Genomic DNA, 25616 nt, shown 5'->3' with positions numbered 1-25616 from the left:
ACCCACAGAACGCGACAGCGCCCGCCGGCTCAGCCGGCGGGCGCTGTGTCGTCTGCGCGGGTGTCAGCCCTGGGGGTTGCTCATCGTGAGGTCCTTGATGATGACCTCCTTCTTCGGGTGGCCGCCGCCGGCCTGCTGGGCGAACGCCCCGTCGTCGCCGGCCTTGGCCACGTCCTTGACCAGGTCCATGCCGCCGGTGATGGTGCCCAGCACCGTGTACGCCGGGTCCAGCGGAGAGTCGCCGAACACGATGAAGAACTGGCTGCCGGTGCTCCCCGGATCCTGGGACTTGGCCATCGCGATGACGCCCTCCGGGTACGGCGGACGCTTGTCGGTGGGCAGGTTCTCCTCGGCCATGCGGTAGCTCGGGCCGCCCTGGCCGTCGGTGTCCCGCCAGCCGTTGCCGGTGGCGCTGGGGTCACCGCACTGCAACACCTTGATGCCCTCGGTCACCAGGCGGTGGCACTTGGTGTTGTCGAAGAAGTTCTTCTCCGCGAGGTGGGTGAAGCTGCCCGCCGTGCACGGCACCAGCGACCTGTCGACCTTGGCGGTGATCGGGCCGAGGTTGGTGTCGATCGTCATGGTCTGGACGCCCTTGGCGGACTGCTGGTTGCCCGGCAACCCCACGTCCTTGATCTGCGGGGGCCGCTGCTCGGTGGGCAGCGCGTTGTACGCGCACTCGGCCGCGCCCGCCGCCGGCGCGGCGGTGTTGCTCTTGTCGTCGTCGCCGCCGAGACTCACCGCCAGCCAGACGGTGCCGGCGACCACGAGCACCAGCGCGGCACCCGCGCTGACGATCGCCGTCGTCTGCCGGCGCTTGCGGGCCTTGGCCGCGCGCTCGGCCATCTCCTTCTCGAGCCGGGCGCGTGCCGCCGCGCGCTGCCGCTCTCTGGTGGACGTCACGCCTGGATCCTCCTGGCTGTCTGCTGCTGGGTGCCGCTTGGGTGGGTGGTGGCGCCCGGTCAGCCGGCGCTCGGGCTGCTGGCCGGGGTGCCGGAGGCCGAGGGAGCCGGTGCCGCACCGGTGACCGGCTCACCGACCGTGAGGCTCTGGATCGTCACATCGGTGCTGGGCTTGACCTTCGCCCCGGTCCCATTGTCCACGGTCGGGAGGGCGCCGATCTTCTCCACCACGTCCAGCCCGCCGGTCACCCGGCCGATGACCGGGAACTTCGGGTCGGCGGTGGTGAAGTCCTTGAAGAAGATCAGGAACTGGCTGCCGTTGCTGCCCGGCGGGTTGGAGATCATCGCCATCGTGCCCTTCGGGTACGTGGGCGGCTGGCCGGGGGCCGGGCTGGCCGACGGGGACGCCGACGGCACGGTCGGCAACTCCTCGTCGTAGAACGAGTAGGTGGGCCCACCGAGACCCGTGCCGCTGGGGTCGCCGCAGCGCAGCGCGCCCTCGGCGGTGATCTCGTGGCACTTGGTGTTGTCGTAGAACGACCGGCTCGCCAGGTGGGCGATGCTCGCCGCCGCGCACGGGGAGTTGGTCAGGTTCAGTTCCGCGGTGATCGGCCCGCCCTGGTTGGTGGTCACTGTCATCGCCCGGGTGCCGTCGGTGGGCAGATCCTTGGTGGCCGGCGTGCCGACGTCCTTGAGGTTGGTGTTGGCCGTCGCGTCCTGCGGCGTCCAGAGGCAGGTGTCCTCCGCGGCCGTATTCTGCTTCGGGTCGGAGTCGAACGCGCCGAGCGCCCAGGCCGAACCGGCCACTACCAACACGAGGATCAGAGCGGCGCCAACTCCGGCCTGGATCTGCCGTCGGCGCCGCGTCGAGGCGGCCCGGCGAGCCAACTGCCGGTCGAGCTTGGCCCGCGCCAGTTTGCGCTGCCGGTCCCTGCTGGAAGCCACCCGTGCTCCCCTTTCCTCTACCTGGTCGTCGCCGGCGGCCGGTCGCCCCGGCCCGTCCGGGCGTCACGTGTGCCGCGCCACACGCCCGCCAGAGTGTACGGCTAGTGACTGAGAATGTGGTGTACGAGGTCCACCCCGTCCCGAGCAGCGCTTATCGGAGATTGTCACTGTGCCGTACGGGGCGCGTGGGACGGACGCGGCAAACTCGCTCGGCGCGCCCGATAGGCTGCTGTCCAGGACGACAGCTGCTCGACGGAAAGGACAGCGCCCGTGCTCGTGGCCGGCTTTCCCGCGGACGCCTTCGGCACCAACTGCTACGTGGTTGCCACCGCGCCGGGGGAGCAGTGCGTGGTGGTCGACCCCGGCATCGGGGTGCTCGACCAGCTCGACGCGCTGCTCGCCGAGCACCGCCTGCATCCGGCCGCCGTGCTGCTCACCCACGGCCACCTCGACCACAGCTTCTCGGTCGCGCCGGTCTGCGGTGCGCGCGGCATCACCGCGTACGTGCACCCCGGCGACCGGGAGATGCTCGCCGACCCGTCCAAGGGCCTCTCGGCCGACCTGACGTCGCTCTTCGGCGGCCGGCTGAGCTACACCGAGCCGGAGGACGTGGCCGAGTTGACCGACGGCGCCACCCTCACCCTCGCCGGCCTGGAGATCGCCGTCGACCACGCACCGGGCCATACCGGCGGGTCGGTGCTGTTCCGGCTGCCGGGCGCCGGGTCGAGCTGGGAGGCTGACGAGCTGTGCCTCTCCGGCGACGTCCTCTTCGCCGGGTCGATCGGCCGCACCGACCTGCCGGGCGGGAGCATGCCAGCCATGCTCACCAGCCTGCGCGACAAGATCCTTCCGCTGGCCGACGACACCGTCGTGCTGCCCGGCCACGGCCCCAGCACCACGATCGGCCGCGAGCGCGCCAGCAACCCGTACCTCATCGAGGTGGCTGGCACGTCGCCGGCCGCACCCACCCGGGGCCTCTAGATCTTCGTCCGCGCCGCGCGCGGACCCACGACACCACCGCGCCGCGGGCGCGGAACCGCAAGGAGTACGCCCATGAGCAAGCCCACGCCCATCTCCGGCTTCCCGGAGTGGACCCCCGGCCAGCGGATGATCGAGCAGTTCGTGCTCGACAAGATCCGGGCCACCTTCGAGCTGTACGGCTTCGCGCCGCTGGAGACCCGCGCCGTGGAGCCGCTGGACCAACTGCTGCGCAAGGGCGAGACCTCCAAGGAGGTCTACGTGATCCGGCGGTTGCACGCCGACGCCGAGGGTGCCGGTGGTGACGACCAGCTCGGCCTGCACTTCGACCTGACCGTGCCGTTCGCCAGGTACGTGCTGGAGAACGCCGGCAAGCTGAACTTCCCGTTCCGCCGCTACCAGATCCAGAAGGTGTGGCGGGGTGAGCGGCCGCAGGAGGGTCGCTACCGGGAGTTCGTCCAGGCCGACATCGACATCGTCGACCGGGACACCCTTGCCCCGCACCACGAGGCGGAGATGCCGCTGGTGATCGGGGACGCGCTGCGCTCGTTGCCGATCCCGCCGGTGACGATCCAGGTCAACAACCGCAAGATCTGCGAGGGTTTCTACCGGGGCATCGGGCTGACCGACCCGGAGGCGGCGCTGCGCGCCGTGGACAAGCTCGACAAGATCGGCCCGGCGAAGGTGGCCGAGCTGCTGGCCCAGACCGCCGGGGCGAGCGAGGCGCAGGCCAAGGCGTGCCTGGCCCTGGCCGAGATCTCCGCCCCGGACGCCTCGTTCGCCGACGCCGTCCGGGCGCTCGGGGTGAGCGACCCGCTGCTCGACGAGGGCATCGAGGAACTGGTCCGGGTGGTGGAGACCGCCGCCGAGCACTCGCCCGGCCTCTGCGTGGCGGACCTGCGCATCGCCCGTGGCCTGGATTACTACACGGGCACCGTCTACGAGACCCAGCTGCGCGGCTACGAGCGCTTCGGCTCGATCTGCTCCGGCGGCCGGTACGACAACCTGGCCAGCGCCGGCGCCGTCTCGTACCCGGGGGTGGGGATCTCGATCGGCGTGACCCGGCTGCTCGGGCTGCTCTTCGGCGCGGGGGAGCTGTCGGTCTCGCGGGAGGTGCCGACCGCCGTGCTCGTCGCGGTCACCAGCGAGGAGCAGCGGACGGCCAGCAACCGGGTGGCCGAGGCGCTGCGGCGGCGCGGTGTGCCGACCGAGGTGTCGCCGAGCGCGGCGAAGTTCGGCAAGCAGATCCGATACGCCGAGCGGCGCGGCATCCCGTACGTCTGGTTCCCCGGTGCCGAGGGAGCGCCCGACGAGGTGAAGGACATCCGCTCCGGTGAGCAGGTCACGGCCGCAGCGGGGGAGTGGATGCCACCCCTGGGAGACCTCAAGCCCACAGTCGGTTGAGTGTCCCCACTGGCGCTGACGGCCGCGGGGACCTACGGTAGCGTAAGTTACGCCACCGTAGGGAGTTTCTCGTGACCGTCAGCACCACAGTGAGCCAGACCGCCCTGCTCGTCGAGTTGGAGCCGGTTGTCGCGCGCAACCTGGACCGCCACCTCTCGCTCGCCAAGGAGTGGTTCCCGCACGAGTACGTGCCGTGGAGCGAGGGGCGGACCTTCGACGGGCCGCTCGGCGGCGAGGCGTGGTCACCGACCGACTCCACCATTCCGGACGTGGCCCGCACCGCGCTGATCGTGAACCTGCTGACCGAGGACAACCTGCCCTCGTACCACCACGAGATCGCCACCCTGTTCGGTCGCGACGGCGCGTGGGGCACCTGGGTGCACCGGTGGACCGCCGAGGAGGGGCGGCACGGCGTCGCGATCCGCGACTACCTGACCGTCAGCCGGGCGGTCGACCCGGTGGCGTTGGAGCGCGCCCGGATGACGCACATGTCGGAGGGCTACACCAACGCCCACGGCGACGAGGTGCTGCACTCACTGGCGTACGTCTCGTTCCAGGAGCTGGCCACCCGGATCTCGCACCGCAACACCGGCAAGGCCACCGGCGACCCCACCTGCGAGGCGCTGCTGGCCCGGGTGGCCGCCGACGAGAACCTGCACATGGTCTTCTACCGCAACCTGCTCGCGGCCGCGTTCGAGCTGGCTCCGAGCCAGGCCATGCGGGCCGTCGCCGACGTGGTGGCCGACTTCCAGATGCCGGGCAGCGGCATCGACGGGTTCGCCCGTAAGTCGGTGGCGATCGCCCTGGCCGGCATCTACGACCTGCGCCAGCACCGCGACGAGGTGTTGCAGCCGGTCCTGCGCCAGTGGGACGTCTTCAACGTGACCGGCCTCAACGCCGACGGCGAAGCCGCCCGCGAGCAGCTCGCCGCCCAGCTGGAGAACCTGGACCGCGCCGCCAGCCGCTTCGAGGAGAAGCGCGACGCAAGAGCCGCCCGCCTAGCCCTCCGCTAACCCCCACCCCCACCCCCACCCCCACCCCCACCCCCCTGACCCTCGTTGATCATGAGGTTGGCGGGTCGTTCGATCTTCGAATCGCCCGTTAACCCCATGATCAACGCAGTGGGTGGTCCGGGGTGGGGTGGGGTTGGGGGAGCGGGAGGATGAGGCAGGTGCTGGTGGCGTGGGCTATCAGGCGGGCGGTGGCGTCGGTGATACGGGCCTCCGCCAGGGCCGTGCGGCGACCGCGTTGCAGCACCGTGCCCTCGCAGCGCAGGGTGCCGCTGTCGACGGTGACCGGGCGCAGGAACTTCACGTTGAGGTCCAGCGAGGTGTAGCCGACGCCAGCGGGCAGGGTGGTGTGCACGGCGCACCCCGCGGCGGTGTCCAGCAGGGTCGACAGCACGCCACCGTGGACGCTGCCGAGCGGGTTGTAGTGGAACTCCTGCGGGGTCAGCTCGACCACTACCCGACCCTCGTCGGCTTCCATCCGGGTCATGTCGAGAAGGTGCATCACCGGCGGCGCGGCCAGTTCACCGGCGATCATCGCCCGCAACATGTCGAGGCCGCCGCGTCGGCCGACCTGGGCCGCGTTGACCGACGGGTCCGCCCACGTGAAGGTACGGCTGCGCGCTGGTTCCTGCGTCTGCGTCATGGACGCAGCCTGGCAGCCGGTTGCTGAGTCTGTCAACGAGATCTAGCCTGGTCGGATGCGACCTCCGGCTCTGGACTGGTCAGTGGAGAACTGCACCATCGCCCGCGCGATGGAGGTTCTCGGTGAGCGGTGGACGCTTGTGGTCCTCCGCGAGGTGTTCACCGGCGTACGCCGCTTCGACGACATGCGGGTGCGCACCGGCATCCCGCGCCAGGTGCTGACCAACCGGCTCGCCAGCCTGGTGGAGCAGGGCGTGCTGAGTCGCGAGCCGTACCGGGAGCCCGGCAGTCGGCTGCGCCACGAGTACCGACTGACCGAGAAGGGGCTGGATCTGTGGCCCGTGCTGGTCGCCGTCCTCGGGTGGGGTGACCGGTACCTCGCCGACGCGGAGGGTCCGCCGCTCAGCGTCACGCACCGCGACTGTGGCGCCGAGGTGCGCGCCGAGCTGCGCTGCGCCGACGGGCACGACGTGGCCCGGCCACGCGACGTGATGCCCAGTCCGGGTCCCGGCGCCCGCCGCCGCACCCCCTGACGCCCGTCGCGGGCGGTGTACGCGACGCCAAGCGCGACGAGACATCGATGATCGTGCACGCCCAATGTGAACCGGATGTCGGTTGGGTGTGACGGTGCCTGTTCGCCAGCGTGTCGGGGGTGTTGCGGCCATGTGGCCGGTCAAGGTCGGCGGATCCGGGCGAATTCAAGCCTTGTTAATGATCTTAAGTATGTGAATACTTCAGTCTCAGTCGGCCGGTTTCCCCAGATCGGCCGGGTTGCCCTCGGGTCAGCCGCCCCCGGCCAGACCCGCTCCCCCGCCCAGGAGGTTGTTACATGCGACCCACGAGGTCCTCATTCCGCGTTGCGGCTACAGTCGCCGTTTCCGGATCCCTGGTTGTCGGCTCGCTCATCGGCGCGCCGGCTCAGGCCGCTACCGCCGCCTCGCCCGACACCGCCGCCGCGATCTCCGCGGAACTCGGCGACCGCTCCGCCGGCTCGTACATCGACGCCAGCGGCAAGTCCGTCGTCACGGTGACCGACGCCGCCGCCGCCAGCAAGGCGAGCAAGGCCGGCGCCGTCGTCCGTTACGTCACCCGCGGTGCCGCCGAGCTCAACCGGGCCACGGCCGAGCTGGAGCGCTCCGCCAAGATCCCTGGCACCGCCTGGTGGAGCGACCCGGTCACCAACCAGGTCGTCGTCTCCGTCGACAGCACCGTCACCGGTGCCAAGCTGGAGCGGGTCAAGGCCGCCGCCGCGCGGGCCAACGGCGCGGTCCGGGTCGAGGCCGAGGCCGGCGTGCTGAGCACCCGGATCTCCGGCGGCCAGGCCATCTACGCCGGCGGGGGCGGGCGCTGCTCGCTCGGCTTCAACGTTCGCAGTGGCAGCACCTACTACTTCCTGACGGCCGGGCACTGCACCAACATCTCGGCCAGCTGGTACTCGAACTCCGCCCAGACCTCGCTGCTCGGCAGCCGTACCGGCACCAGCTTCCCGGGCAACGACTACGGCATCGTGCGGCACAACAACTCCGCCAACGCCGCCGGCAACGTCTACCTCTACAACGGCAGCTACCGCGACATCACCGGCGCCGGCAACGCCTCCGTCGGCCAGTCGGTGCAGCGCTCCGGCAGCACCACCGGCCTGCGCAGCGGCTCGGTGACGGCGACCAACGCCACTGTGAACTACGCCGAGGGCTCGGTCTCCGGTCTGATCCGCACCAACGTCTGCGCCGAGCCGGGCGACAGCGGCGGCTCGCTGTTCGCCGGCGGCACCGCCCTGGGTCTGACCTCCGGTGGTAGCGGCAACTGCCGCACCGGTGGCACGACCTTCTTCCAGCCGGTCACCGAGGCGCTCAGCCGCTACGGCGTCAGCGTCTTCTGATCCACGCACCGCTCGCGGGCCGCCGGAACATTCCGGCGGCCCGCGTCGCGTTGACAGCCACCGCACCCCGCCGGCCGCGACGACGGTCAGCCGGGCCCGGACGGTCCCGGTCGCCGCCGGGAGACCAGCACCGCGGCCAGCGGTACGCAGGCCTCGGCGGCCGCCGCCAGTCGCTCGGTCAGCCCGATCCATGCCCCGTCGGTGAAGAACTCGACGGCGAACCAACCGACCAGCCCGAGGAGGACCGCTGCCGCCGCGAGCGCCAGCCCGCGTACGGATGCTGGCGGGTGGCGGTGCTCCCGGTCGGAAAACGGCCTCGCGCGACGGTGCACCGCCAGGGCCGGCCAGACGGCCAACGCCCCGAACGCGACGCCGGCGGCCACGGCGTGCGTCGTCGAGTCACCGGCCGGGCGCTGCGGGAACGCGACCAGGACCACTGTCGCCAGCCCGCCCAGCGCGAGCAGCGCTCGGCCCGCCGGCGCGGCGCTGACCAGGCCGAGCGCGGTCACCAGGTGACAGAGGCCCAGGCCGGCCAGCCCGACCGTCATGATCCAGCGGTGGTCCGCACCCGTGGCGGCCAGCGCGCTGATGGTCTGCCGCACCGGGTCGAATCCATCGGACTGGGCGGCCTGCGCCAGGGTCCAGCCACCGACGAGGAACAGCGGTGCGCCACCGGCCGACAGCAGGGTCCAACGGGGAACGGCGGACATCGGGCGATCGTAACGATGCGACAGACGCGTTTCCGGGCCGCACGCTCGGCGACGACTCAGGGCAGCCCGTCGGGTCGCCTGGGAGTGGGGCCGCTCGGTGGTCCGAGCGGATCCGGGGGTAGGACGCCGATGGTCGGCAGGTCCGGGCCGACGCGGACGGTGCCGCCGGCCGACCAGGCGAGGTGCGCCCGTCGGGCGGAGAGGACCGCCAGCAGCGGCCAGAGGGAGACCGCCACCGCCGTGACCCGCTCGGCCAGCCCGGTGCGGGATCCGCTGGTCACCTCGAACGCGCACCAGCCGAAGAGGGCGAGCAGCACGAGCGTGGCGCTCAGCCCCACCGCCCGGCGGAACGCCCAGGGCGGCTCCGGTCGGGTGGGGTGCTCGGTGTCGTGACCGCGCGGCAGTCGCAGTGCCGAGCCGGCCGGCCAGAGCACCAGGGCGAGGACGGCCACCGTCGCCGCGATGCCGTGGCTGAGCGAGCCGCCGACCGGCGGCCGGGGAAAGGCGACCAGCGCGATGGTGGCCACCCCTCCGATCGCGAGCAGGAAGCGGCTGGGCAGCCCGGCGGCGTGCAGGACGGCGGCGACGGACAGGTAACAGCAGCCGAGCAGCACCAGGGCCACCACCATGATCCAGGCGTCGGTCGCGTCCTGCCCTGCCAGCTCGCTGATGGTGTCCCGGACCGGGTCGTACCCGACGGGTTGTTGGGCCTGCGCCACCGTCCAACCGGCCACCAGCAGCACGGGCGCCGCCGCCGCCGTGGCGACGGCCCAGTTCGGTACGGGCCGCATTTCGCCACGTTAACCGGCGCGGCTGCCGGGGGAGTGGGGTTCGCCGGTCCACCCCACCAGCGAATCGTGCCGGCCTGCCGGGTGCCCGGAGGCGGGGCGGCCACCCCTGACAGAATGCGGGTGAGGACTGTTCCACGATGAGGAGTTGCCAGCCGTGATCCGTACCCACAATGCCGGAAGCCTGCGCGCCGCGGACGCCGGCTCGACGGTGACGCTCGCCGGCTGGGTGGCCCGCCGCCGCGACCACGGCGGGGTCATCTTCGTCGACCTGCGCGACGGTTCCGGTGTTGTCCAGGTGGTGTTCCGCGAGGAGGATGCGCACGCGCTGCGCAACGAGTTCTGCGTGAAGGTCGTCGGTGAGGTGACCCGCCGCCCGGCCGGCAACGAGAACCCGGAGCTGCCCACCGGTGAGGTCGAGGTGACCGTCGTCGAGCTGGAGGTGCTCTCCGAGGCGGCGCCGCTGCCGCTGCCGGTGGACGACCAGATCGAGGCCGGCGACGACATCCGACTCCGGTACCGCTACCTGGACCTGCGCCGCAGTGGCCCGGCGAACGCGCTGCGGCTGCGCTCGCGCGCCAGCCAGCTCGCCCGGGGCGTGCTGCACGAGCGGGACTTCCTGGAGATCGAGACGCCGACGCTGACCCGCTCGACGCCGGAGGGCGCCCGCGACTTCCTGGTGCCGGTGCGCCTCCAGCCCGGCAGCTGGTACGCGCTGCCGCAGTCGCCGCAGCTGTTCAAGCAGCTGCTGATGGTCGGCGGCATGGAGCGGTACTACCAGATCGCCCGTTGCTACCGCGACGAGGACTTCCGCGCCGACAGGCAGCCGGAGTTCACCCAGCTCGACATCGAGATGTCCTTCGTCACCGAGGACGACGTGATCGACCTCGGTGAGGCGATCGTCTCGGCGCTGTGGAAGGACCTGGCCGGGCACGAGATCACCCGACCGATCCCGCGGATCACCTGGCACGACGCGATGGCCCGGTACGGCTCGGACAAGCCGGACCTGCGTTACGGCGTCGAGCTGACCGAGTTGACCGAGTACCTGCGCGGCACCGAGTTCCGGGTCTTCGCCGGGGCGATCGACGCGGGCGGCTACGTCGGCGCGGTGGTGATGCCGGGCGGCGCGGCGCAGAGCCGTAAGGAGCTGGACGGCTGGCAGGACTGGGCGAAGGCGCGTGGCGCCCGTGGCCTGGCGTACGTGGTGCTGGACGCCGAGACCGGTGAGGCGCGCGGCCCGGTGGCGAAGAACCTCTCCGCCGAGCACCTGGGCGGGCTCGCCGACGCGGTCGGCGCCAAGCCGGGTGACGCGGTCTTCTTCGCCGCGAGCGCCACCACCCGGGAGGCCCAGGAGCTGCTCGGGGCGGCCCGCGTCGAGATCGCCAAGCGGTCCGGCCTGATCGACGAGAGCGCCTGGGCGTTCTGCTGGGTGGTCGACGCGCCGATGTTCGAGCGCACGGACGAGGGCGGTTGGACGGCCGTGCACCACCCGTTCACCTCGCCGAACTCGGAGTGGGTCGACCGGTTCGAAGAGGCTCCGGACCGCGCGTTGGCCTACGCGTACGACATCGTCTGCAACGGCAACGAGATCGGCGGCGGGTCGATCCGTATCCACCGGGGTGACGTGCAGAAGCGGGTCTTCGACCTGCTCGGCATCACTCCGGAGGAGGCGCAGGACAAGTTCGGCTTCCTGCTGGAGGCGTTCAAGTACGGCGCTCCGCCGCACGGCGGCATCGCCTTCGGCTGGGACCGGGTCTGCATGCTGCTCGCCGGCGCGGACTCCATCCGAGAGGTCATCGCCTTCCCGAAGACCCGGGGTGGCTTCGACCCGCTGACCAGCGCCCCCACCCCGATCACCGCCCAGCAGCGCGCCGAGGCCGGCATCGACGCCAAGCCCAAGCCCGCCGCAACGGCCCACACGGGAACGGCCGGCCCCGCAGCCCCGGTAGCAGACCCGGTCTGACCCGCATCTCCTCCCTCTCGCCTCGTTGATCATGGGGTTGACGGGCCCACGCGTCGGCGTGTCGCTCGTTAACCTCATGATCGACCTAGGTGGGGGAGTGGGCTGGGATGCGGGTGCTTGTTGTCGGGGGTAGTGGGCTACTGGGGCGGTCGGTCTGTCGGCGGGGCCTCGGGCTTGGCTGGTCGGTTGTTGGGACGTTCCACTCCGGTGAGATCGCCGTGCCGGGAGTCGCGACACGTCGGCTGGACGTGACCGACCGGTCCGCCGTGCGCGCGCTGGTCGCCGAGGTGCGGCCGGACGCCGTGGTCGGAACCCCCTACCGGTACGGGGACTGGGCGGTCACCGCCGACGGGGCCGCGCACGTGGCGCTCGCCGCCGCCGAGGCGGGTGCCCGGCTGGTGCACGTGTCCAGCGACGCGCTGCACGCCGGACGACCCGTGCCGTACGCCGACGACGAACCACCCACACCGGTGCACGCGTACGGTGCCGCGAAGGCGGCGGCCGAGACCGCCGTGCGGGCGATCGACCCGGGCGCCGCAGTGGTGCGGACCTCCCTGATCGTGGGGGAGGGCAGCAAGCAGATCCAGCTCTGCCGGGACGCGCTCGCCGGCCGGGCCACCCTGTTCAGCGACGAGTTGCGCTGTCCGATCGACGTCGCCGACCTGGCCGATGCCGTGCTGGAGTTGGTCGCCTCGGCGTACGCCGGTCTGCTGAACGTGGCCGGTCCGGACGCGGTGAGCCGGGCGGAGTTGGGCCTGCTGGTCGCCGAGCGGTACGGCCTGGACGCGGCCGGGCTGAAGACCACGACCAGCGCGGCGGCCGGCCTGGTCCGCCCGACGGATGTCCGCCTCGACTCCACCCGCGCCGCCGGCCTGCTGCGCACCCGGCTGCGCGGCGTCCGCGAAGTCCTCGCCCCCTGAACGGGCGCGTGCACACTTTCTATGCACAAGAGTTGTGCATAGAAAGTGTGCAGAGATAGTGTGCAGTCATGGTGAACGACGAAGGCGTCTCGCGGCCGGCGCTGCGGGAAGTGCGGATCGACAAACGGCAGGTCCGGGTGCTGGCGCATCCGCTGCGAATGCGGCTGGTCGGAGCGCTGCGCGTGAAGGGGCCCGCTACCGCGACCACCCTCGCCGAGCTGCTCGGCACCAACACCGGCGCAACCAGCTACCACCTGCGACAGCTCGCCGAGGTCGGGCTGGTCATTGAGGATCCCGACCGGGGCAGCGGGCGGCAGCGCTGGTGGCAGGCCGCCCACGACGTCACCAACTGGGAGCCGTCTGACTTCGACGACGACCCCGACGCCCGGGCCGCGATCGAGTGGATCCAGGGCGACCAGGTGCGTCTCCTCGCCGAAACCGCCGACCGCTGGTTCGCCACCCAGCACGAGTGGTCGGCCGCCTGGCGGGACGGATTCGGCATGGGCGACATCTTCATGACCATTCCGCCGGACCGGCTGGAAGAACTCAAGGCGGAGGTGTGGCAGGTGCTGGAGCGGTACCACCGCGAGGCCGAGCCCACCGCCTCCACCGACCCGGAAGCCCGCCCGGTGCAGGTGTTCCTGGCTGCCTACCCGTTGCGCGAGGGCCTCCAGTGAGCGCGAGGAGTGAGCCGGGGTTGCGAGCCCCGCAGTCGCGAACGGAGGTGTCGTCGTGAGCGCGCTGACCGTACGCCAGGTTCGGCGTCGTTACCTCACGCTGTACGGCCTGCGCTGGCTGCCCACGGGTCTGATGATCCCGGTGATGATCCTGCTGATGCAGGAGCGCGGCCTGTCGTTGCCGCAGATCGGGCTGGTCGGCACGGCGCAGGGGCTGCTGGTGCTGGCGCTGGAGTTGCCCACCGGTGGGCTCGCCGACGCTCTCGGTCGTCGACCGGTGCTGCTCGCCGCCGGCGTGCTCAACCTCGCCTCGCTGGCGCTGTTCGCGGTGGCCGACTCGTTCTGGCTGTTCTTCGTGGTCTGGGCTCTGCAGGGCGTCTACCGGGCGTTGGACAGCGGCCCGTTGGAGTCCTGGTACGTCGACGCCACCCTGGCCGCCGACCCGGAGGCCGAGTACGAGCGCGGCCTCGGGTACGCCGGCACCGTCGTTGGCGGGGCGATCGGCGGTGGCGCGCTGCTCAGCGGTGGTCTCATCGCGCTCGGCCCGATCGGGCCGGTCAGCGCGCTCACGGTGCCCGTGTTGGCCGCCATCGTCGCGCAGGCGGCGGCGCTCGTCGCGCTGGTCGTGCTGCTGGTCGAAGAGCGGCCGGCCACCGGGTTCGCGGCGCTGAGATCCTCGGTGGTCCAGGCGCCCCGGATGATCGGTCAGGCCGTCGGGCTGTTGCGTCGCTCCCGGGTGCTGCTGGCGTTGGTGGCCGTCGAACTGTTCTGGGGCTTCGGCATGGTCACCTTCGAGTCGCTGCTGCCGGTCCGGCTCGCCGAGGTGATCGGTGATCCGGAACGTGCGGCGGCGCTGCTCGGGCCGGCGAACTCGGCCGCCTGGCTCGCCTCGGCGGCCGGCGCGGCGCTGACCCCGCTACTGCTGCGCTGGTTCGGCGCCGCGCCGGGTGCGGCAGTGCTGCGCATCCTCCAGGGCGTGACGGTGGTCGGAATGGGGTTGTTCGCCGGACCGGTCGGCGTGCTGGTGGCGTATCTGGCCTGCTACGCCGTGCACGGCGCGTCCAACCCGCTGCACAGTGGGCTGCTGCACCGGCAGGTCGACGGCCCGTACCGGACCAGCGTGCTCTCGCTGAACTCGATGATGGCGCAGCCGGCCGGCGCGCTTGGTGGGGTGGTGCTGACCGCGCTCGCCGCCGCCACCAGCATCAGTACCGCGATGGTGGTCGGCGCTGTGGTGCTGGCCGTCGCCGCACCGCTCTACCTGCCCGCCTGGCTGGCCGGCCGCCGAGCCGTCCCGGCTGTCGAGCCGACCGCGGTTCCGGTACCCGCCGCCGACCGCTGAGGAAGGGGTCCCTCGTCCGCGAGGGGCCCCTGCTGCGGGTCAGGCGAGGCGGATCGAGCTGAGCGGGAGAGTATTGGTGTAGCCGAGCCGACGGTAGAGCCGCGCCGCACCGACATTGTGCGTGTAGACGCCGAGCCCCACGGTGTCGTGGCGCGCCAGCAGCGCCCGGGTCATCCCTGCGGTCAGGGCCGCGCCCAGCCCTCGACCTCGTTGGTCGGGGGCGACGGTCAGGCCGGCGAGGAAGCCGATGTCGCCCTGGCTGCGGTCCGCGCCGCACGCCACCAACCGGTCGCCGGCCCGGATGCCGTACCAGTCGACCACCCGTGGGTCGCCCGGGCGGGAGGTGCTGGTGGGGAACGACTCGTCGACCAGTGCGGCCAGCGCCGGCTGGTCGGCGTCGGTGAGGCGTACCACCGACTGCTCGTCCGGCTGCGTCGGTGGCGACGTGTCGGTCCAGTGGAAGTCCCAGTCGCTGTGGTCGGCCACCGTCAACCGGTCGGCCAGTAGACCGCGATCGTATCGAGGCAGGTGCAGCCGTTGTCCGGGCTGGAGCATCCCGTCGGCGGCGAGCGCGACACAGATCTCCAGCGCCGGTTGGGCCGGGCCGATCGCGCAGCCGGCCGGTCCGTGCTCGGGCGGGACCAGCCACAGCACCGCGCCATCGCGCCGGTACGCGTGCGCCGGCACGGCCCGCCCGAGCGCGTGCCGGGCGAACGGGTGATGGCCGACGGCGGCCAGGATGGCGCTCCGGTCCTGGAGCACCCGGTCGTCGATGATCATGCGGTTCAGCCTAGGAGCCGGGGGTGGAACGCCCGCGCCGAGCCGGCGCGGGGCGGCCACCTCCACCGTGGAGATTGGCGAGTCGACCGATTGGGTACATCACGCGCCGACCTACTGGGAACCCCCACCGGAGGACCGACATGCTCGCCATTCTCGCGGCCATCGTCTTTGGCTTCGCTCTGCTCCTCGACCTGCTCGACACCAACTTCGGCGCACCCGACCTGTTCAACTGGAACACCCTCGTGCTCATCGGACTGCTCCTCCTCTCGCTCTACCTGGCCGGCGTGGGCAGTGGCCCGCGCGGCGGTGGCGGCGGTGGCGGCGGCCGCTGGTACCGGGGTCGTCGCCCCGGGCGTGGCTGACCGGAACCGATCACCGGTGGCGGGCCCGCGGCGCGATTCCGGCGTCGCGGGCCCGGCCCGGTACTGTCTTCGTGATGGAGTCCGACGCCCTCTTCTCCCTCGGTGAACCCGCCGGGTCGCGCAGCGCGCCCGACGGTCCCGCCGGTGTCGACGGCTTCACCGCGGTGGCCGACGATTCGCCCCTGCCCGTCCGGATGCGCCCGGTGACCCTCGACGAGTTGGTCGGGCAGGAGCACCTGCTCGCCCCCGGCGCGCCCCTGCGGCAACTGGTCTCCGGCGGGGCTCCGATGTCGGTGATCCTCTGGGGCCCGCCGGGCAGCGGCAAGACCACCATCGCGCACCTGGTGGCCGGGGCGACCGACCGCCGCTTCGTCGCCATGTCGGCGCTCTCCGCCGGCGTGAAGGACGTCCGGGCCGTGATCGAGGCGGCTCGCCGTCAGCGTCGCTCCGGCGGCCCGCAGACAGTGCTCTTCATCGACGAGGTGCACCGGTTCAGCAAGACCCAACAGGATTCGCTGCTCGCCGCCGTCGAGGACCGTACGGTCACCCTGCTGGCGGCGACCACCGAGAACCCGTACTTCTCGGTCATCTCACCGCTGCTGTCGCGGTGCGTGCTGCTCACCCTGCAGCCGTTGGACGACGAGGCGGTGCGGGGTCTGCTGCGCCGCGCCGTCGCCGACAAGCGTGGCCTGGCCGGCGCACTCGCCCTGACCACCGAGGCCGAGGATCACCTGGTCCGGCTGGCCGCCGGTGACGTCCGCAAGGCCCTCACCGCCCTGGAGGCGGCGGCGGCCTCCGCCACCGCCCTCGGCAGCGGGCGGATCGACCTCGCCACCGCCGAGCAGGCAGTCGACGTGGCGGCGGTGCGCTACGACCGCGACGGCGACGCCCACTACGACGTGGTCAGCGCCTTCATCAAGAGCATGCGTGGCTCGGACGTGGACGCGGCGGTGCACTGGCTGGCCCGCATGCTCGTCGCCGGTGAGGACGCCCGGTTCATCGCCCGCCGTCTGGTCATCTTCGCCAGCGAGGACGTGGGGATGGCCGATCCCGGTGCGCTGAGCGTCGCGACCGCCGCCGCGCACGCTGTCGAGTACGTCGGGCTGCCCGAAGCGCAGCTCAACCTAGCCCAGGCGGTGATCCACCTGGCCACCGCGCCCAAGTCGAACTCGGCCACCACCGCCATCGGCGCCGCGATCGCCGACGTCCGGGCCGGTCGCGGCGGCCCGGTGCCGCGAGGGCTGCGCGACGCGCACTACGCCGGCGCCCGAGGGTTGGGCCACGGGACCGGCTACCGCTACCCGCACGACGACCAGCGCGGCGTGGTCACCCAGCAGTACGTCCCGGACGACCTGGTGGGCACCGACTACTACCAGCCCAGCCCGCACGGCGCCGAGCGGTCGGTGGCCAGCCGGCTGCCGCTGCTGCGCCGGATCGTTCGTGGTCTGGCGGCCCCGGCCGCCCGCCCGGAGACGCCGGCATCCGAGCCGTCCGTAACGGCGCAGACCGCGCCAGCGCTATCCCCGGGGGTCACCCGCCCGACGACGGGCACGGGTGCCCCCGGCACGATGCAGGACAGCGGCACCGACGCCGCAGGAGAGGGTCAACAGTGAGATCGCGTGGTGGGGACCGCCCGGACGAGGGCCCGGACGAGGGGCGCGATCCCCGCGCCAAGACCCGCCGTTGGGGTCGCGGTCGGGCCGCCGAGCCCGAGCCGGAGGAGCCGGTCGCCGGCGAGGAGTTCGGCTGGATCGACGACCTGCGCTCGGCCAAGCAGCAACGCACCGAGCTGGGCCCGGACGGCGCACCGGCGGAGCCGAACCGACCCCGCGGGGGCATGCCGCCGGCAGACCCGCCCGGGCCGCCGACACAACCCGCCCCCCGTACGCCGGCGGAGCCGCCTGGTGCGCGCGGCAGCGGCCCGGAGTCCTCGACGCCGCCAGCCCCGCGCCAGAGTGGACCGGGCGGTGCCGCCGCCCGTCGACCGGTCGACGGCCCCTGGCCGGGGGAGGCGCCGCCAGCGGGCCGTCGCCCGGACGACGGGCCACCCGCAGTCGGCCCCGGCGCCCCCGGGCAGCCGCCGCGCCGAGGAGTGCAGCCGGTGCCCGGCGCCCGCGCCGCCGTACCACCGCCGACACCCACCGCCCGCCCGGGCGGGGGTGACCCGGCCGGCCCGCAGGGGCCTCGCCCGACACCCGACGGGCCCGGCGGCCCGGCCCGTTCCCGTGGTACGGCGGTCCCTCCCGGCCCACCCGTTGGCCCACCGACCTCAGGCGCCCCGACCGGCCGTCGCCCGGACGCCGCTGTTCCACCGGGCCGTCATCAGGACCCCGCCGCACCCGGCGGGCATCCCGACGCGATGCCGCCGCTGCGCCGTCCGGACGCTGGTCCGGCGGGCCGCCGACCCGGCCCCGATCAGCCGGTCCCGCCCGGCCGTGCCGTGCCGCCCGCCGACGGCACGCCCGCCGGTCGGCGCGCCGCCGGCCCGACCGACCCGGCGCGGGCCGCCGGAGCACCTGCCGCCCCCGGGCCGGCCCGCTTCGACGGCGCACCGGCTGGCGTCGTGCCGCCGCCCGCGGACGGCCTGCGGCCCGACCCCGCCATCGAGCGTGATCCGCGTACCGGCCGGCGTCGCCCGGGCCCGGCCGACCCCGGTGCACCCGAGCCCACCGGGCGGCGCGCTTCCGAGCGCCCCGCTCCGGCAGCCGGCGGGCGTCGCCGCGCCGCCGAACCCGACGAGCCGGTGGTGCCCCGCTCGGGCAACGCCCCACCCGTGCCCCGCTCGGGCAACGCGTCGTCGGTGCCCGAGGCGACCGGTGCGCACAGCGGCGCCCTGCCCACCACCGGCCCCGCCGACGGCACCGGTCGCCGCCGTGTCGTCTCCGACGAACCGGAACGTCGAACGCCCCCCGGTGGCGAACCCCGCCCGGACCGGCCGGACCGCCCGGAGCGGCCCGCGGACTGGCTCCGCCAGGCCGGCCGACTGCCACACACCGACCCTGGCCTGCCGGTCGTCAACCGCCGAGACGGCAGCCCGCCGGCCGGGGGACGCCGTCCGGCGCCGCCCACCGGGCCGGCAGACCTCGCCGACCAGGCGTCCGGTCGGCTCGCCGTGCCGGACCCGGCCGCGGAGCAGACCGCCGCCCGCCGGCCCGCCGGCCCGCCGGTCGACCCGGGCGCGGACACACCGACCGGTCGTCGCGCCGCCCGACCCGACGGTTCGGGATCCACCGGCGAGCAGGCGCTGCCCTATCCGCCGCCGCCCGGCGAACGGCCCGCCCGTGGGCGGGGCGCTGCGGCAGTACCCCCTCCGGACCCCACCGGCCGGCGTGGCCGTGCCGTGGCAGGCCCCGGCCCGGACGCACCGCCCGCCCCGGACCCGACGGGCCGACGGCGTCGTCCAGCAGCCGAGCCCGGCCCCGACGGTACGGCCGGCCCCGGTCGACCCGGCCCCGCCGGCGACCACGGCGACGATCCCTACGCCGCTGGCCGAGCCGCCCCCGGCGCCGGTCCCGCGGCTCGGGGCGCCGCCCGCTCCGCCCCACCCGGCCGGGCCCGGCCCGTGCCCGGCGACGCGCCGGCACCCGGCCCCGGGCACCGTGGCGCTGACGGCCCACTGCGCGCCGGCCCGGGTGGCGAGGCGGCACCCCGGGACGCGACCCGACCGGATGGTCCGGCTCGTGCGGCGGTGCCGCAGGGTGCGGTGCCGCAGGGGGTGGATGGTCCGCCACGTTCACGTCCGGACGGCCCGGCTCGTGCGGCGGTGCCGCCGGGTGTGGATGGTCCGCCACGGTCACGTCCGGATGGCCCGGCTCGCGCCGCCGTCCGCCCACCCGGCGGGCAGCTGCCCACCGACGAGCGGACTACCGGTGAACCGGGGACGGCCCGTGCTGGTGCGCCGGTCGGCCGGCCTACGCCGGCCGACCGTGCCGCCGGACGCGCCCTGCCACCGAATCGGGAGCCCGGTCGTGCCGAGCCGAGCGGGGTCGCGCCAGTGCCGCCGCCCGGACGCGGCGGCGAGCCGGTCGGCGTGGCCCGCGCCGCCGCCGCGGTGCCCTCGGCGTCCGCTCCGGTGGACCGGCCGGCACCGGAGCCCTCCGACGGGCCGGCGCTGCGTTCGGCCGGACAGGACGCGCCGGACGACGACGCCGCACCGGGTGCCCGTTCCGAGGAACGCCGGCAGACCCGTGAACGGCGCCGCCTGCGCGCGGCGGTGTTGGCGCTGGTCAGCGTCGTGCTGCTCGGCGCGGTGCCGCTCTTCTTCGGCATCCGGACGCTGAGCCGTGACCCGGTCTTCGACAACCTGGACCAGCTCAACGTGCCCGGGTGGGCGGCCGCGAAGACTGTCGACGACGTCAGCGGCAGCCGCTGGTGCCTGCTCGACTGCCGGCTGCGGGAGCGCACCGTGACCTCGGAGAAGGCGCCCAAGGAGACGGCGCAGGTCTACGAGGACGCGCTGCGCCAGGACGGGTGGCAGCCGTGGAAGGTGAGCCGCTGCCCGGAGCAGCAGACGAAGGGCAGCTACACCTGCTGGCGTCGCGACGAGTTGACCCTCGACCTGTGGGTACGCGAGCCGACCTGCGTGCCGCCGCCGGTCGACGGTGAGCCGGCGGTCGTGCCGTCCGCCGACCCGTCCGCCGACCCGTCGGCCGCTGCGACCGAGTGCACCGGCTCGTTGGTGTCGGTGAAGGTGCGCAATGCGATCGACGACGAGCGGACCAGGCCGCAGCCGACCACCGACCCGTCACTGACCGGTGAGGACCCGTTCCCAACTGTCAGTGCGGATCCGCTGGGCGAGCTGACACCCTCACCGTCCTGAGCCGGTCTCCATCACGGACGGTAGGGTCTGGGGCTGGCGGCACGCCCGCCACCGGTGACAGCCGACGGCTCGGCGGCCGGTACGGGTGCCATGGTTGTGTGTTCCGGGGACGTCGGGTCCTGCGGAACTCTGCTTGAGGAGGACAGGCGTGGGCGACATTGGAGCGATCGCGGCGCTGATCGCGGCAAGCGCGTTCGCGGTGCTGGTGCTCATCCTGACGCTGCCCATCCTGCGGCTGCGGCACACGGTTGACGCCACCACCCGCATGATCAACGACCTCAACGATCGGACCGCACCGCTGCTCGGTGACGTGAACACCACTGTGAAGAACGTCAACGTCGCGCTGGAGCAGGTGCAGACCTCGCTCGACGGTGTGAACCTCCAGCTGGCGAAGGTCGACACCATGACCAGCCACGCGCAGAACGTCACCGCCAACGTCGCCAACCTGGCCACCGTCGTCTCCGCCGCTGCCGCCAACCCCCTGGTCAAGGTGGCCGCGTTCGGCTATGGCGTGCGTAAGGCCGCCGCCGGCCGCCGGCACGCCGAGACCGAGCGCGAGGTACGCGACACCATCAAGCAGCAGCGACGGGCCGCGCGACGCGGCAACAGCTGACCGGCCCGGCGCAGCAGGAGGTAGCGGACATGAGGCGCTTGTTCTGGCTCGGTATCGGGGTCGCCGTCGGGGTGATCGTGGTCCGCAAGGCGACCCGGACCGCGCAGGCGTACACGCCGGCGGGCATCGCCAGCTCACTGACGGAATCCGCTGGCGGGCTCGTCGAGTCGCTGCGTAGTTTCGTGGAGGACGTCCGGGTCGGGATGGCCGAACGCGAGCAGGAGATCCACCACGCGTTCGCCCAGGGCGAGGCGTTCGACGATAAGTTCGCCGACCTGCGGGAAGACCCGCGAATCGGCGATCGAGAAATCTTTCCGGAGGAACACCAGCGATGAAGACGGCGGAGATCAAGCGGCGGTACCTCGCGCACTTCGAGGCGAATGGCCACACCGTGGTGCCGTCCGCTCCGCTGCCCGCCATCAGCGACCCGAACCTGCTGTTCGTCAACGCCGGCATGGTGCAGTTCGTCCCGTACTTCCTGGGTCAGCAGACGCCCCCGTACCAGCGGGCGGTCAGCGTGCAGAAGTGCATCCGTACCCCGGACATCGACGAGGTCGGCAAGACCAGCCGGCACGGCACGTTCTTCCAGATGAACGGCAACTTCTCCTTCGGGGACTACTTCAAGGCGGGCGCGATTCCGCTCGCCTGGGACCTGGTCACCAAGTCGCAGGCCGACGGCGGGTTCGGGCTGGACCCGGAGCGGGTCTGGCCGACGGTGTACCTCGACGACGACGAGGCGTACGAGATCTGGCGGTCGGTGGGGGTTCCCGCCGAGCGGATCGTGCGCCGGGGCAAGGCTGACAACTTCTGGTCGATGGGCATTCCCGGGCCGTGCGGTCCGTGCTCCGAGCTGTTCTACGACAGGGGCCCGGAGTACGGCCGCGAGGGCGGCCCGGCGGTCGACGAGGACCGCTACATGGAGTTCTGGAACCTCGTCTTCATGCAGTTCGAGCGGGGTCCGGGCACGACGAAGGACGACTACCCGATCCTGGGTGACCTGCCGGCGAAGAACATCGACACCGGCATGGGCCTGGAGCGGATGGCCTCGATCCTGCAGGGTGTGGACAACCTGTACGAGATCGACGAGGTCCGGCCGATCCTGGCCCGGGCGGCCGAACTGACCGGTAAGCGCTACGGCGCGCACTCCGGGCACGTGGCCAGCGAGTCGCACCCGGACGACGTCCGGCTGCGGGTGATCGCGGATCACGTGCGCACGGCGTTGATGCTGATCGGTGACGGTGTGACCCCGTCGAACGAGGGTCGCGGGTACGTGCTGCGCCGGATCATGCGCCGGGCGATCCGGTCGATCCGGCTGCTGGGCTGGCAGGATCGGGCGCTGCCCGAGCTGCTGCCGGTGGCCCGGGACTGCATGGCGCCGTCGTACCCGGAGCTGGCGACCGACTTCGACCGGATCGCGGACTACGCGTACGCGGAGGAGGAGGCGTTCCTGTCGACCCTGCGGGCCGGCACGACGATCCTGGACACCGCGATCGCGGAGACCCGCACGGCGGGCGGCTCCGCGCTGTCGGGAGCGAAGGCGTTCCAGCTGCACGACACGTACGGCTTCCCGATCGATCTGACCCTGGAGATCGCCGCGGAGCAGGGCCTCACTGTCGACGACGAGGGGTTCCGGCGGCTGATGGCCGACCAGCGGACCCGGGCGAAGGCGGACGCGCAGGCCCGCAAGACGGGGCACGTCGACCTGTCGGCGTACCGGTCGGTGCTCGACGCGGGTGGGCCGGTGACGTTCACCGGGTACAGCGAGGTGTCCCGCGAGTCGACGGTGCGGGCGTTGCTCGGCGCCGACGGCCCGCGCCAGGCGGCGACCGAGGGCGACACCATCGAGCTGGTGCTGGACACCACGCCGTTCTACGCCGAGGGCGGTGGCCAGCAGCCTGACCAGGGCATGATCACGGTTGGCGGCGGGCAGGTCGAGGTGCTCGACGTGCAGCAGCCGGTGCCCGGTCTGATCGTGCACCGCGCCCGGGTGATCCGGGGTGAGGTGCGCGCTGGTGAGGCGGGCTTCGCCGAGATCGACACGACCCGGCGTCGGGCGATCTCCCGGTCGCACACCGCCACGCACCTGGTGCACCAGACCATGCGTAACTTCCTCGGTGAGTCGGCGACGCAGGCCGGGTCGCTGAACGCCCCCGGTCGGCTCCGGTTCGACTTCAACACCCCGACCGGGGTGTCGCCGAGCGTGTTGCGCGACGTGGAGCAGCAGGTCAACGAGGTGCTCCTGGCCGACCTGGAGGTGCACGCCTTCATCACCTCGTTGGACGAGGCGCGGCGGATCGGCGCGATGGCGCTCTTCGGCGAGAAGTACGGCGAGGAGGTGCGGGTCGTCGAGGTGGGTGACTACGCCCGGGAGCTGTGCGGCGGCACGCACGTGGCCCGCTCGGCCCAGCTCGGCCTCGTGAAGATCCTCTCCGAGTCGTCCATCGGTTCCGGTGTCCGCCGGGTCGAGGCGCTGGTCGGCATGGACGCCTTCGGCTTCCTGGCCAAGGAGCACCTGTTGGTCTCCCGGCTGGCCGAGCTGTACCGGGTGCCCAACGATCAGGTCGCGGACCGGGTGGAGCAGACCGTCACACAGCTTCGCGACGCCGAGAAGGAGTTGGAGAAGCTGCGCGCCCAGTTGGTGCTGGGCGGTGCGGCGGCGCTCGCGGCGCAGGCCAAGGACGTGCGCGGGGTCGCGTACGTGGGCACCGAGGCGCCGGAGGGCGCGGCCGGCAACGACGTGCGCACCCTGGCCCAGGAGATCCGCGGCAAGATCGACCCGGCGCGGCCGGCGGTCGTCGCGGTGGCGGCGCGGTCGAACGGCAAGGCGTCCCTGGTGGTCGCGGTCAACGCGGCGGCGCGGAGCCGTGGCCTGGCCGCGTCGGATCTGGTGAAGGCGGCGTTCTCCGGGCGCGGCGGTGGCAGCCCCGATCTGGCCCAGGGCGGCGGTCTACCCGCGGCCGAGGCGCCGAACCTGCTGCTCACCGTCGAGAAAGCGATCACTGAAGCGTGATGGATCATCACTGTGAGTCAGGGCGGGCCATCTGGTCCGCCCTGGTTCGTACCCGACCGGTGGTGACGTTCGGTGGCTGAGCTGACGCGTGGTGTGCGAATCGGCGTGGACGTTGGTCAGGTCCGGGTGGGCATCTCGCGCTCGGATCCGGACGGGATCCTGGCAACGCCGCTGGTCACGCTGGCGCGCGATCTCACGGCGGCGCCGGACGCGGTGCCCAGCGACCTCGCCGAGCTGGCCGCTCTGGTGGCCGAGCACGAGGCTGTCGGGGTTGTCGTCGGTCTTCCGGTCAATCTCGCCGGCAAGCACGGCCCTGCGGCCGTCCATGTGAAGGCGTACGCTGACCGACTGGTCGATGTGATAGCGCCTGTCCCGGTAACGCTCACTGACGAGAGGATGTCGACCGTGGTCGCTTCTCGTAGGCTTGCCGAGCGTGGCGTCCGAGGTAAACGTCAACGTGCGGTTGTCGATCAGGCGGCCGCGGTGGAGATCCTGCAGAGCTGGCTGGACGCGCAGCGGAGGCGGACGTAATGATCGACGATCTGGACCTTGGGTTTGACGAGCCGGAGCGGGGGGAGAAGGGTCGGCACCGGCGCGGCTTCCGCAAGCGCAAGGGCGGGTCCGGTGGTGGCGGCCGGGGCAAGACATTCCTGGCCCTGCTGATGGCCCTGCTCCTGCTGGGAGGCATCGGCGGCGGCGCGTTCTACGGCTTCGACCGCATCCAGAACTACTTCGTCACCCCCGACTACGACGGCAGCGGGGCCGGCGAGATCACCGTCGAGATCAAGAACGGCGCGCTGCTCGCCGACATGGCCGACGCCCTGGTAGCGGCGGACGTGGTGAAGAGCCAGAAGGCCTTCATCGAGGCGGCCGAGGCCAATTCGCGCAGCAAGAACATCCAGCCGGGCACGTACAAGCTGCGCAAGCAGATGAGCGGCGCGAGCGCGGTGACAGCGATGCTCGACCTGAAGAACAAGATCGTCAACGGGCTGACGATCCCCGAGGGCCGCACGAGCTTCAACATCTACAAACTGCTCTCCGAGAAGACCAAGATCCCGGTGAAGAACTTCCAGGCCGCCGCGAAGGACCCGGAGGCGCTCGGCGTGCCGGAGTGGTGGTTCAAGCGCGACGACGGCAAGAAGTCCGTCAAGTCCATCGAGGGCTTCCTGTTTCCGGACACCTACGAGATCCCGCCGAAGTCCACGGCCGAGAGCATCCTCAAGCTGATGGTGAACCGCTTCCTCTCGGTGAGCGGCGAGATGAAGTTCGCCGACCGGGTGCAGGAGGAGCGCAAGGTCAGCCCGTACGAGGCGCTGATCGTTGCGTCGCTTGCCCAGGCCGAGGCGGGCAACAAGGACGACCTGGGCAAGGTCGCCAGGGTGGCGTACAACAGGGTGTACGGCGAGTTCCCCTGTAACTGCCTGGAGATGGACGTCACGGTCAACTACTGGTTGGAGGCGACCGGAAAACCGACCAAGACCTCAGCCGAGATGAACCAGTCGGAGCTGCTCGACACCACGAGCCCCTACAGTCGCAAGCTGCGCGGCATGATCCCCACCCCGATCAACAACCCGGGCAAGCAGGCCCTGGAGGGGGCGATGGACCCGCCGTCCGGCAAGTGGCTCTACTTCGTGGCGATCGACAAGCAGGGCCACTCTGCCTTCGCCGAGACGTACGAGGAGCAGAAGCGCAACGAGGCCAAGGCCAAGGAGGCTGGGGTCATCTGACCGTGTCGGTCGAGTTGGCCTGTCGAACGTCGTGACCAACTGTCACGCTGGGTTGGTTGACGATAACGCATTGATCAACGCCGTCCTTCCCCCCTAGACTGCTGCTGTCCTAATCGACAGCCATGAGAACGGGGAGTGGTCGTGACTA

Annotated in this window: 23 protein-coding genes; 17 read left to right on the top strand and 6 right to left on the bottom strand. The window is 72.3% G+C overall.

Going from position 1 to position 25616, the window contains the following annotated elements:
• Positions 1–63: 63 nt before the first annotated feature.
• Positions 64–903 carry a peptidylprolyl isomerase gene (locus tag OH804_RS16565; RefSeq protein ID WP_196922287.1) on the bottom strand — a complete coding sequence of 280 codons (840 nt, stop codon included), beginning with the start codon at positions 901–903 and terminating at the stop codon, positions 64–66.
• A gap of 59 nt (positions 904–962) precedes the next feature.
• Positions 963–1847, bottom strand: coding sequence for a peptidylprolyl isomerase (locus OH804_RS16560; protein ID WP_406066250.1), 885 nt, complete (start codon positions 1845–1847; stop codon positions 963–965).
• A 270-nt stretch (positions 1848–2117) separates the two neighbouring features.
• On the opposite strand from OH804_RS16560, the gene OH804_RS16555 reads away from it, so the two are divergent.
• The 3 genes from OH804_RS16555 to OH804_RS16545 all read left to right on the top strand — a co-directional run bounded on the left by OH804_RS16555 (position 2118) and on the right by OH804_RS16545 (position 5242).
• The gene (locus tag OH804_RS16555) at positions 2118–2828 is read left to right on the top strand and encodes an MBL fold metallo-hydrolase (protein ID WP_406066249.1); all 711 of its coding nucleotides are present in this window, start codon (positions 2118–2120) and stop codon (positions 2826–2828) included.
• A gap of 72 nt (positions 2829–2900) precedes the next feature.
• Complete coding sequence (gene hisS / locus OH804_RS16550; protein WP_406066247.1) at positions 2901–4229, top strand: histidine--tRNA ligase; 1329 nt, start codon at positions 2901–2903, stop codon at positions 4227–4229.
• Between the two features lie 71 nt (positions 4230–4300).
• Complete coding sequence (locus OH804_RS16545; RefSeq protein ID WP_181518646.1) at positions 4301–5242, top strand: acyl-ACP desaturase; 942 nt, start codon at positions 4301–4303, stop codon at positions 5240–5242.
• Positions 5243–5342: 100 nt separating this feature from the next.
• Here OH804_RS16545 and OH804_RS16540 read toward each other — a convergent pair whose 3' ends face one another.
• Positions 5343–5882, bottom strand: a complete 540-nt coding sequence (locus tag OH804_RS16540) for a PaaI family thioesterase (RefSeq protein ID WP_196922290.1) — start codon at positions 5880–5882, stop codon at positions 5343–5345.
• A 55-nt stretch (positions 5883–5937) separates the two neighbouring features.
• On the opposite strand from OH804_RS16540, the gene OH804_RS16535 reads away from it, so the two are divergent.
• Complete coding sequence (locus tag OH804_RS16535) at positions 5938–6414, top strand: helix-turn-helix domain-containing protein (protein ID WP_366342279.1); 477 nt, start codon at positions 5938–5940, stop codon at positions 6412–6414.
• Positions 6415–6710: 296 nt separating this feature from the next.
• Entirely contained in the window at positions 6711–7757 is a 1047-nt protein-coding gene (locus tag OH804_RS16530; protein ID WP_406066244.1) for a S1 family peptidase, read from the top strand.
• An 86-nt stretch (positions 7758–7843) separates the two neighbouring features.
• Here OH804_RS16530 and OH804_RS16525 read toward each other — a convergent pair whose 3' ends face one another.
• A complete protein-coding gene (locus OH804_RS16525; protein ID WP_196922293.1) occupies positions 7844–8467 on the bottom strand; it encodes a DUF998 domain-containing protein in 624 nt (207 codons plus the stop codon).
• Positions 8468–8523: 56 nt separating this feature from the next.
• Positions 8524–9258, bottom strand: coding sequence for a DUF998 domain-containing protein (locus OH804_RS16520; protein WP_406066241.1), 735 nt, complete (start codon positions 9256–9258; stop codon positions 8524–8526).
• A 154-nt stretch (positions 9259–9412) separates the two neighbouring features.
• Here OH804_RS16520 and aspS point away from each other — a divergent pair, with 154 nt between their 5' ends.
• The 4 genes from aspS to OH804_RS16500 all read left to right on the top strand — a co-directional run bounded on the left by aspS (position 9413) and on the right by OH804_RS16500 (position 14157).
• Positions 9413–11218 carry an aspartate--tRNA ligase gene (gene aspS / locus OH804_RS16515; RefSeq protein WP_196922295.1) on the top strand — a complete coding sequence of 602 codons (1806 nt, stop codon included), beginning with the start codon at positions 9413–9415 and terminating at the stop codon, positions 11216–11218.
• Positions 11219–11325: 107 nt separating this feature from the next.
• Positions 11326–12138 (top strand): SDR family oxidoreductase, encoded by an 813-nt coding sequence (locus tag OH804_RS16510; RefSeq protein WP_406066239.1) that lies wholly within the window; start codon positions 11326–11328, stop codon positions 12136–12138.
• Positions 12139–12206: 68 nt separating this feature from the next.
• Positions 12207–12815, top strand: coding sequence for a transcriptional regulator (locus OH804_RS16505; protein ID WP_196922296.1), 609 nt, complete (start codon positions 12207–12209; stop codon positions 12813–12815).
• A 55-nt stretch (positions 12816–12870) separates the two neighbouring features.
• On the top strand, positions 12871–14157 hold the full coding sequence (locus OH804_RS16500) for an MFS transporter (protein WP_406066237.1): 1287 nt from the start codon (positions 12871–12873) through the stop codon (positions 14155–14157).
• Between the two features lie 39 nt (positions 14158–14196).
• Here OH804_RS16500 and OH804_RS16495 read toward each other — a convergent pair whose 3' ends face one another.
• A complete protein-coding gene (locus OH804_RS16495; RefSeq protein ID WP_406066235.1) occupies positions 14197–14937 on the bottom strand; it encodes a GNAT family N-acetyltransferase in 741 nt (246 codons plus the stop codon).
• Between the two features lie 140 nt (positions 14938–15077).
• Here OH804_RS16495 and OH804_RS16490 point away from each other — a divergent pair, with 140 nt between their 5' ends.
• The 8 genes from OH804_RS16490 (at position 15078) to mltG (ending at position 25468) form a co-directional block, all read left to right on the top strand.
• Positions 15078–15299 carry a hypothetical protein gene (locus OH804_RS16490; protein WP_030335598.1) on the top strand — a complete coding sequence of 74 codons (222 nt, stop codon included), beginning with the start codon at positions 15078–15080 and terminating at the stop codon, positions 15297–15299.
• 74 nt (positions 15300–15373) lie between these two features.
• Positions 15374–16912 (top strand): replication-associated recombination protein A, encoded by a 1539-nt coding sequence (locus tag OH804_RS16485; protein WP_406066233.1) that lies wholly within the window; start codon positions 15374–15376, stop codon positions 16910–16912.
• 2498 nt (positions 16913–19410) lie between these two features.
• Positions 19411–20118 (top strand): hypothetical protein, encoded by a 708-nt coding sequence (locus OH804_RS16480; RefSeq protein WP_406066565.1) that lies wholly within the window; start codon positions 19411–19413, stop codon positions 20116–20118.
• A 148-nt stretch (positions 20119–20266) separates the two neighbouring features.
• On the top strand, positions 20267–20731 hold the full coding sequence (locus OH804_RS16475; RefSeq protein ID WP_196922300.1) for a DUF948 domain-containing protein: 465 nt from the start codon (positions 20267–20269) through the stop codon (positions 20729–20731).
• Between the two features lie 29 nt (positions 20732–20760).
• Positions 20761–21066, top strand: coding sequence for a hypothetical protein (locus OH804_RS16470; RefSeq protein ID WP_091401860.1), 306 nt, complete (start codon positions 20761–20763; stop codon positions 21064–21066).
• On the top strand, positions 21063–23741 hold the full coding sequence (alaS, locus tag OH804_RS16465) for an alanine--tRNA ligase (RefSeq protein WP_196922301.1): 2679 nt from the start codon (positions 21063–21065) through the stop codon (positions 23739–23741). The genes OH804_RS16470 and alaS overlap by 4 nt, the downstream gene beginning before the upstream one ends.
• Before the next feature lie 72 nt (positions 23742–23813).
• Positions 23814–24272: a Holliday junction resolvase RuvX gene (ruvX, locus tag OH804_RS16460; protein WP_184184558.1), complete on the top strand. Its 459-nt coding sequence runs from the start codon at positions 23814–23816 to the stop codon at positions 24270–24272.
• Entirely contained in the window at positions 24272–25468 is a 1197-nt protein-coding gene (gene mltG, locus OH804_RS16455) for an endolytic transglycosylase MltG (protein ID WP_406066230.1), read from the top strand. The genes ruvX and mltG overlap by 1 nt, the downstream gene beginning before the upstream one ends.
• Positions 25469–25616 lie beyond the last annotated feature (148 nt).

This window comes from Micromonospora sp. NBC_00860 (assembly GCF_045207375.1).
Taxonomy (GTDB): domain Bacteria; phylum Actinomycetota; class Actinomycetes; order Mycobacteriales; family Micromonosporaceae; genus Micromonospora; species Micromonospora vinacea.
The sequence above is the reverse complement of the archived record's forward strand: the minus strand, read 5'-3'. Positions and strand labels throughout refer to the sequence as shown.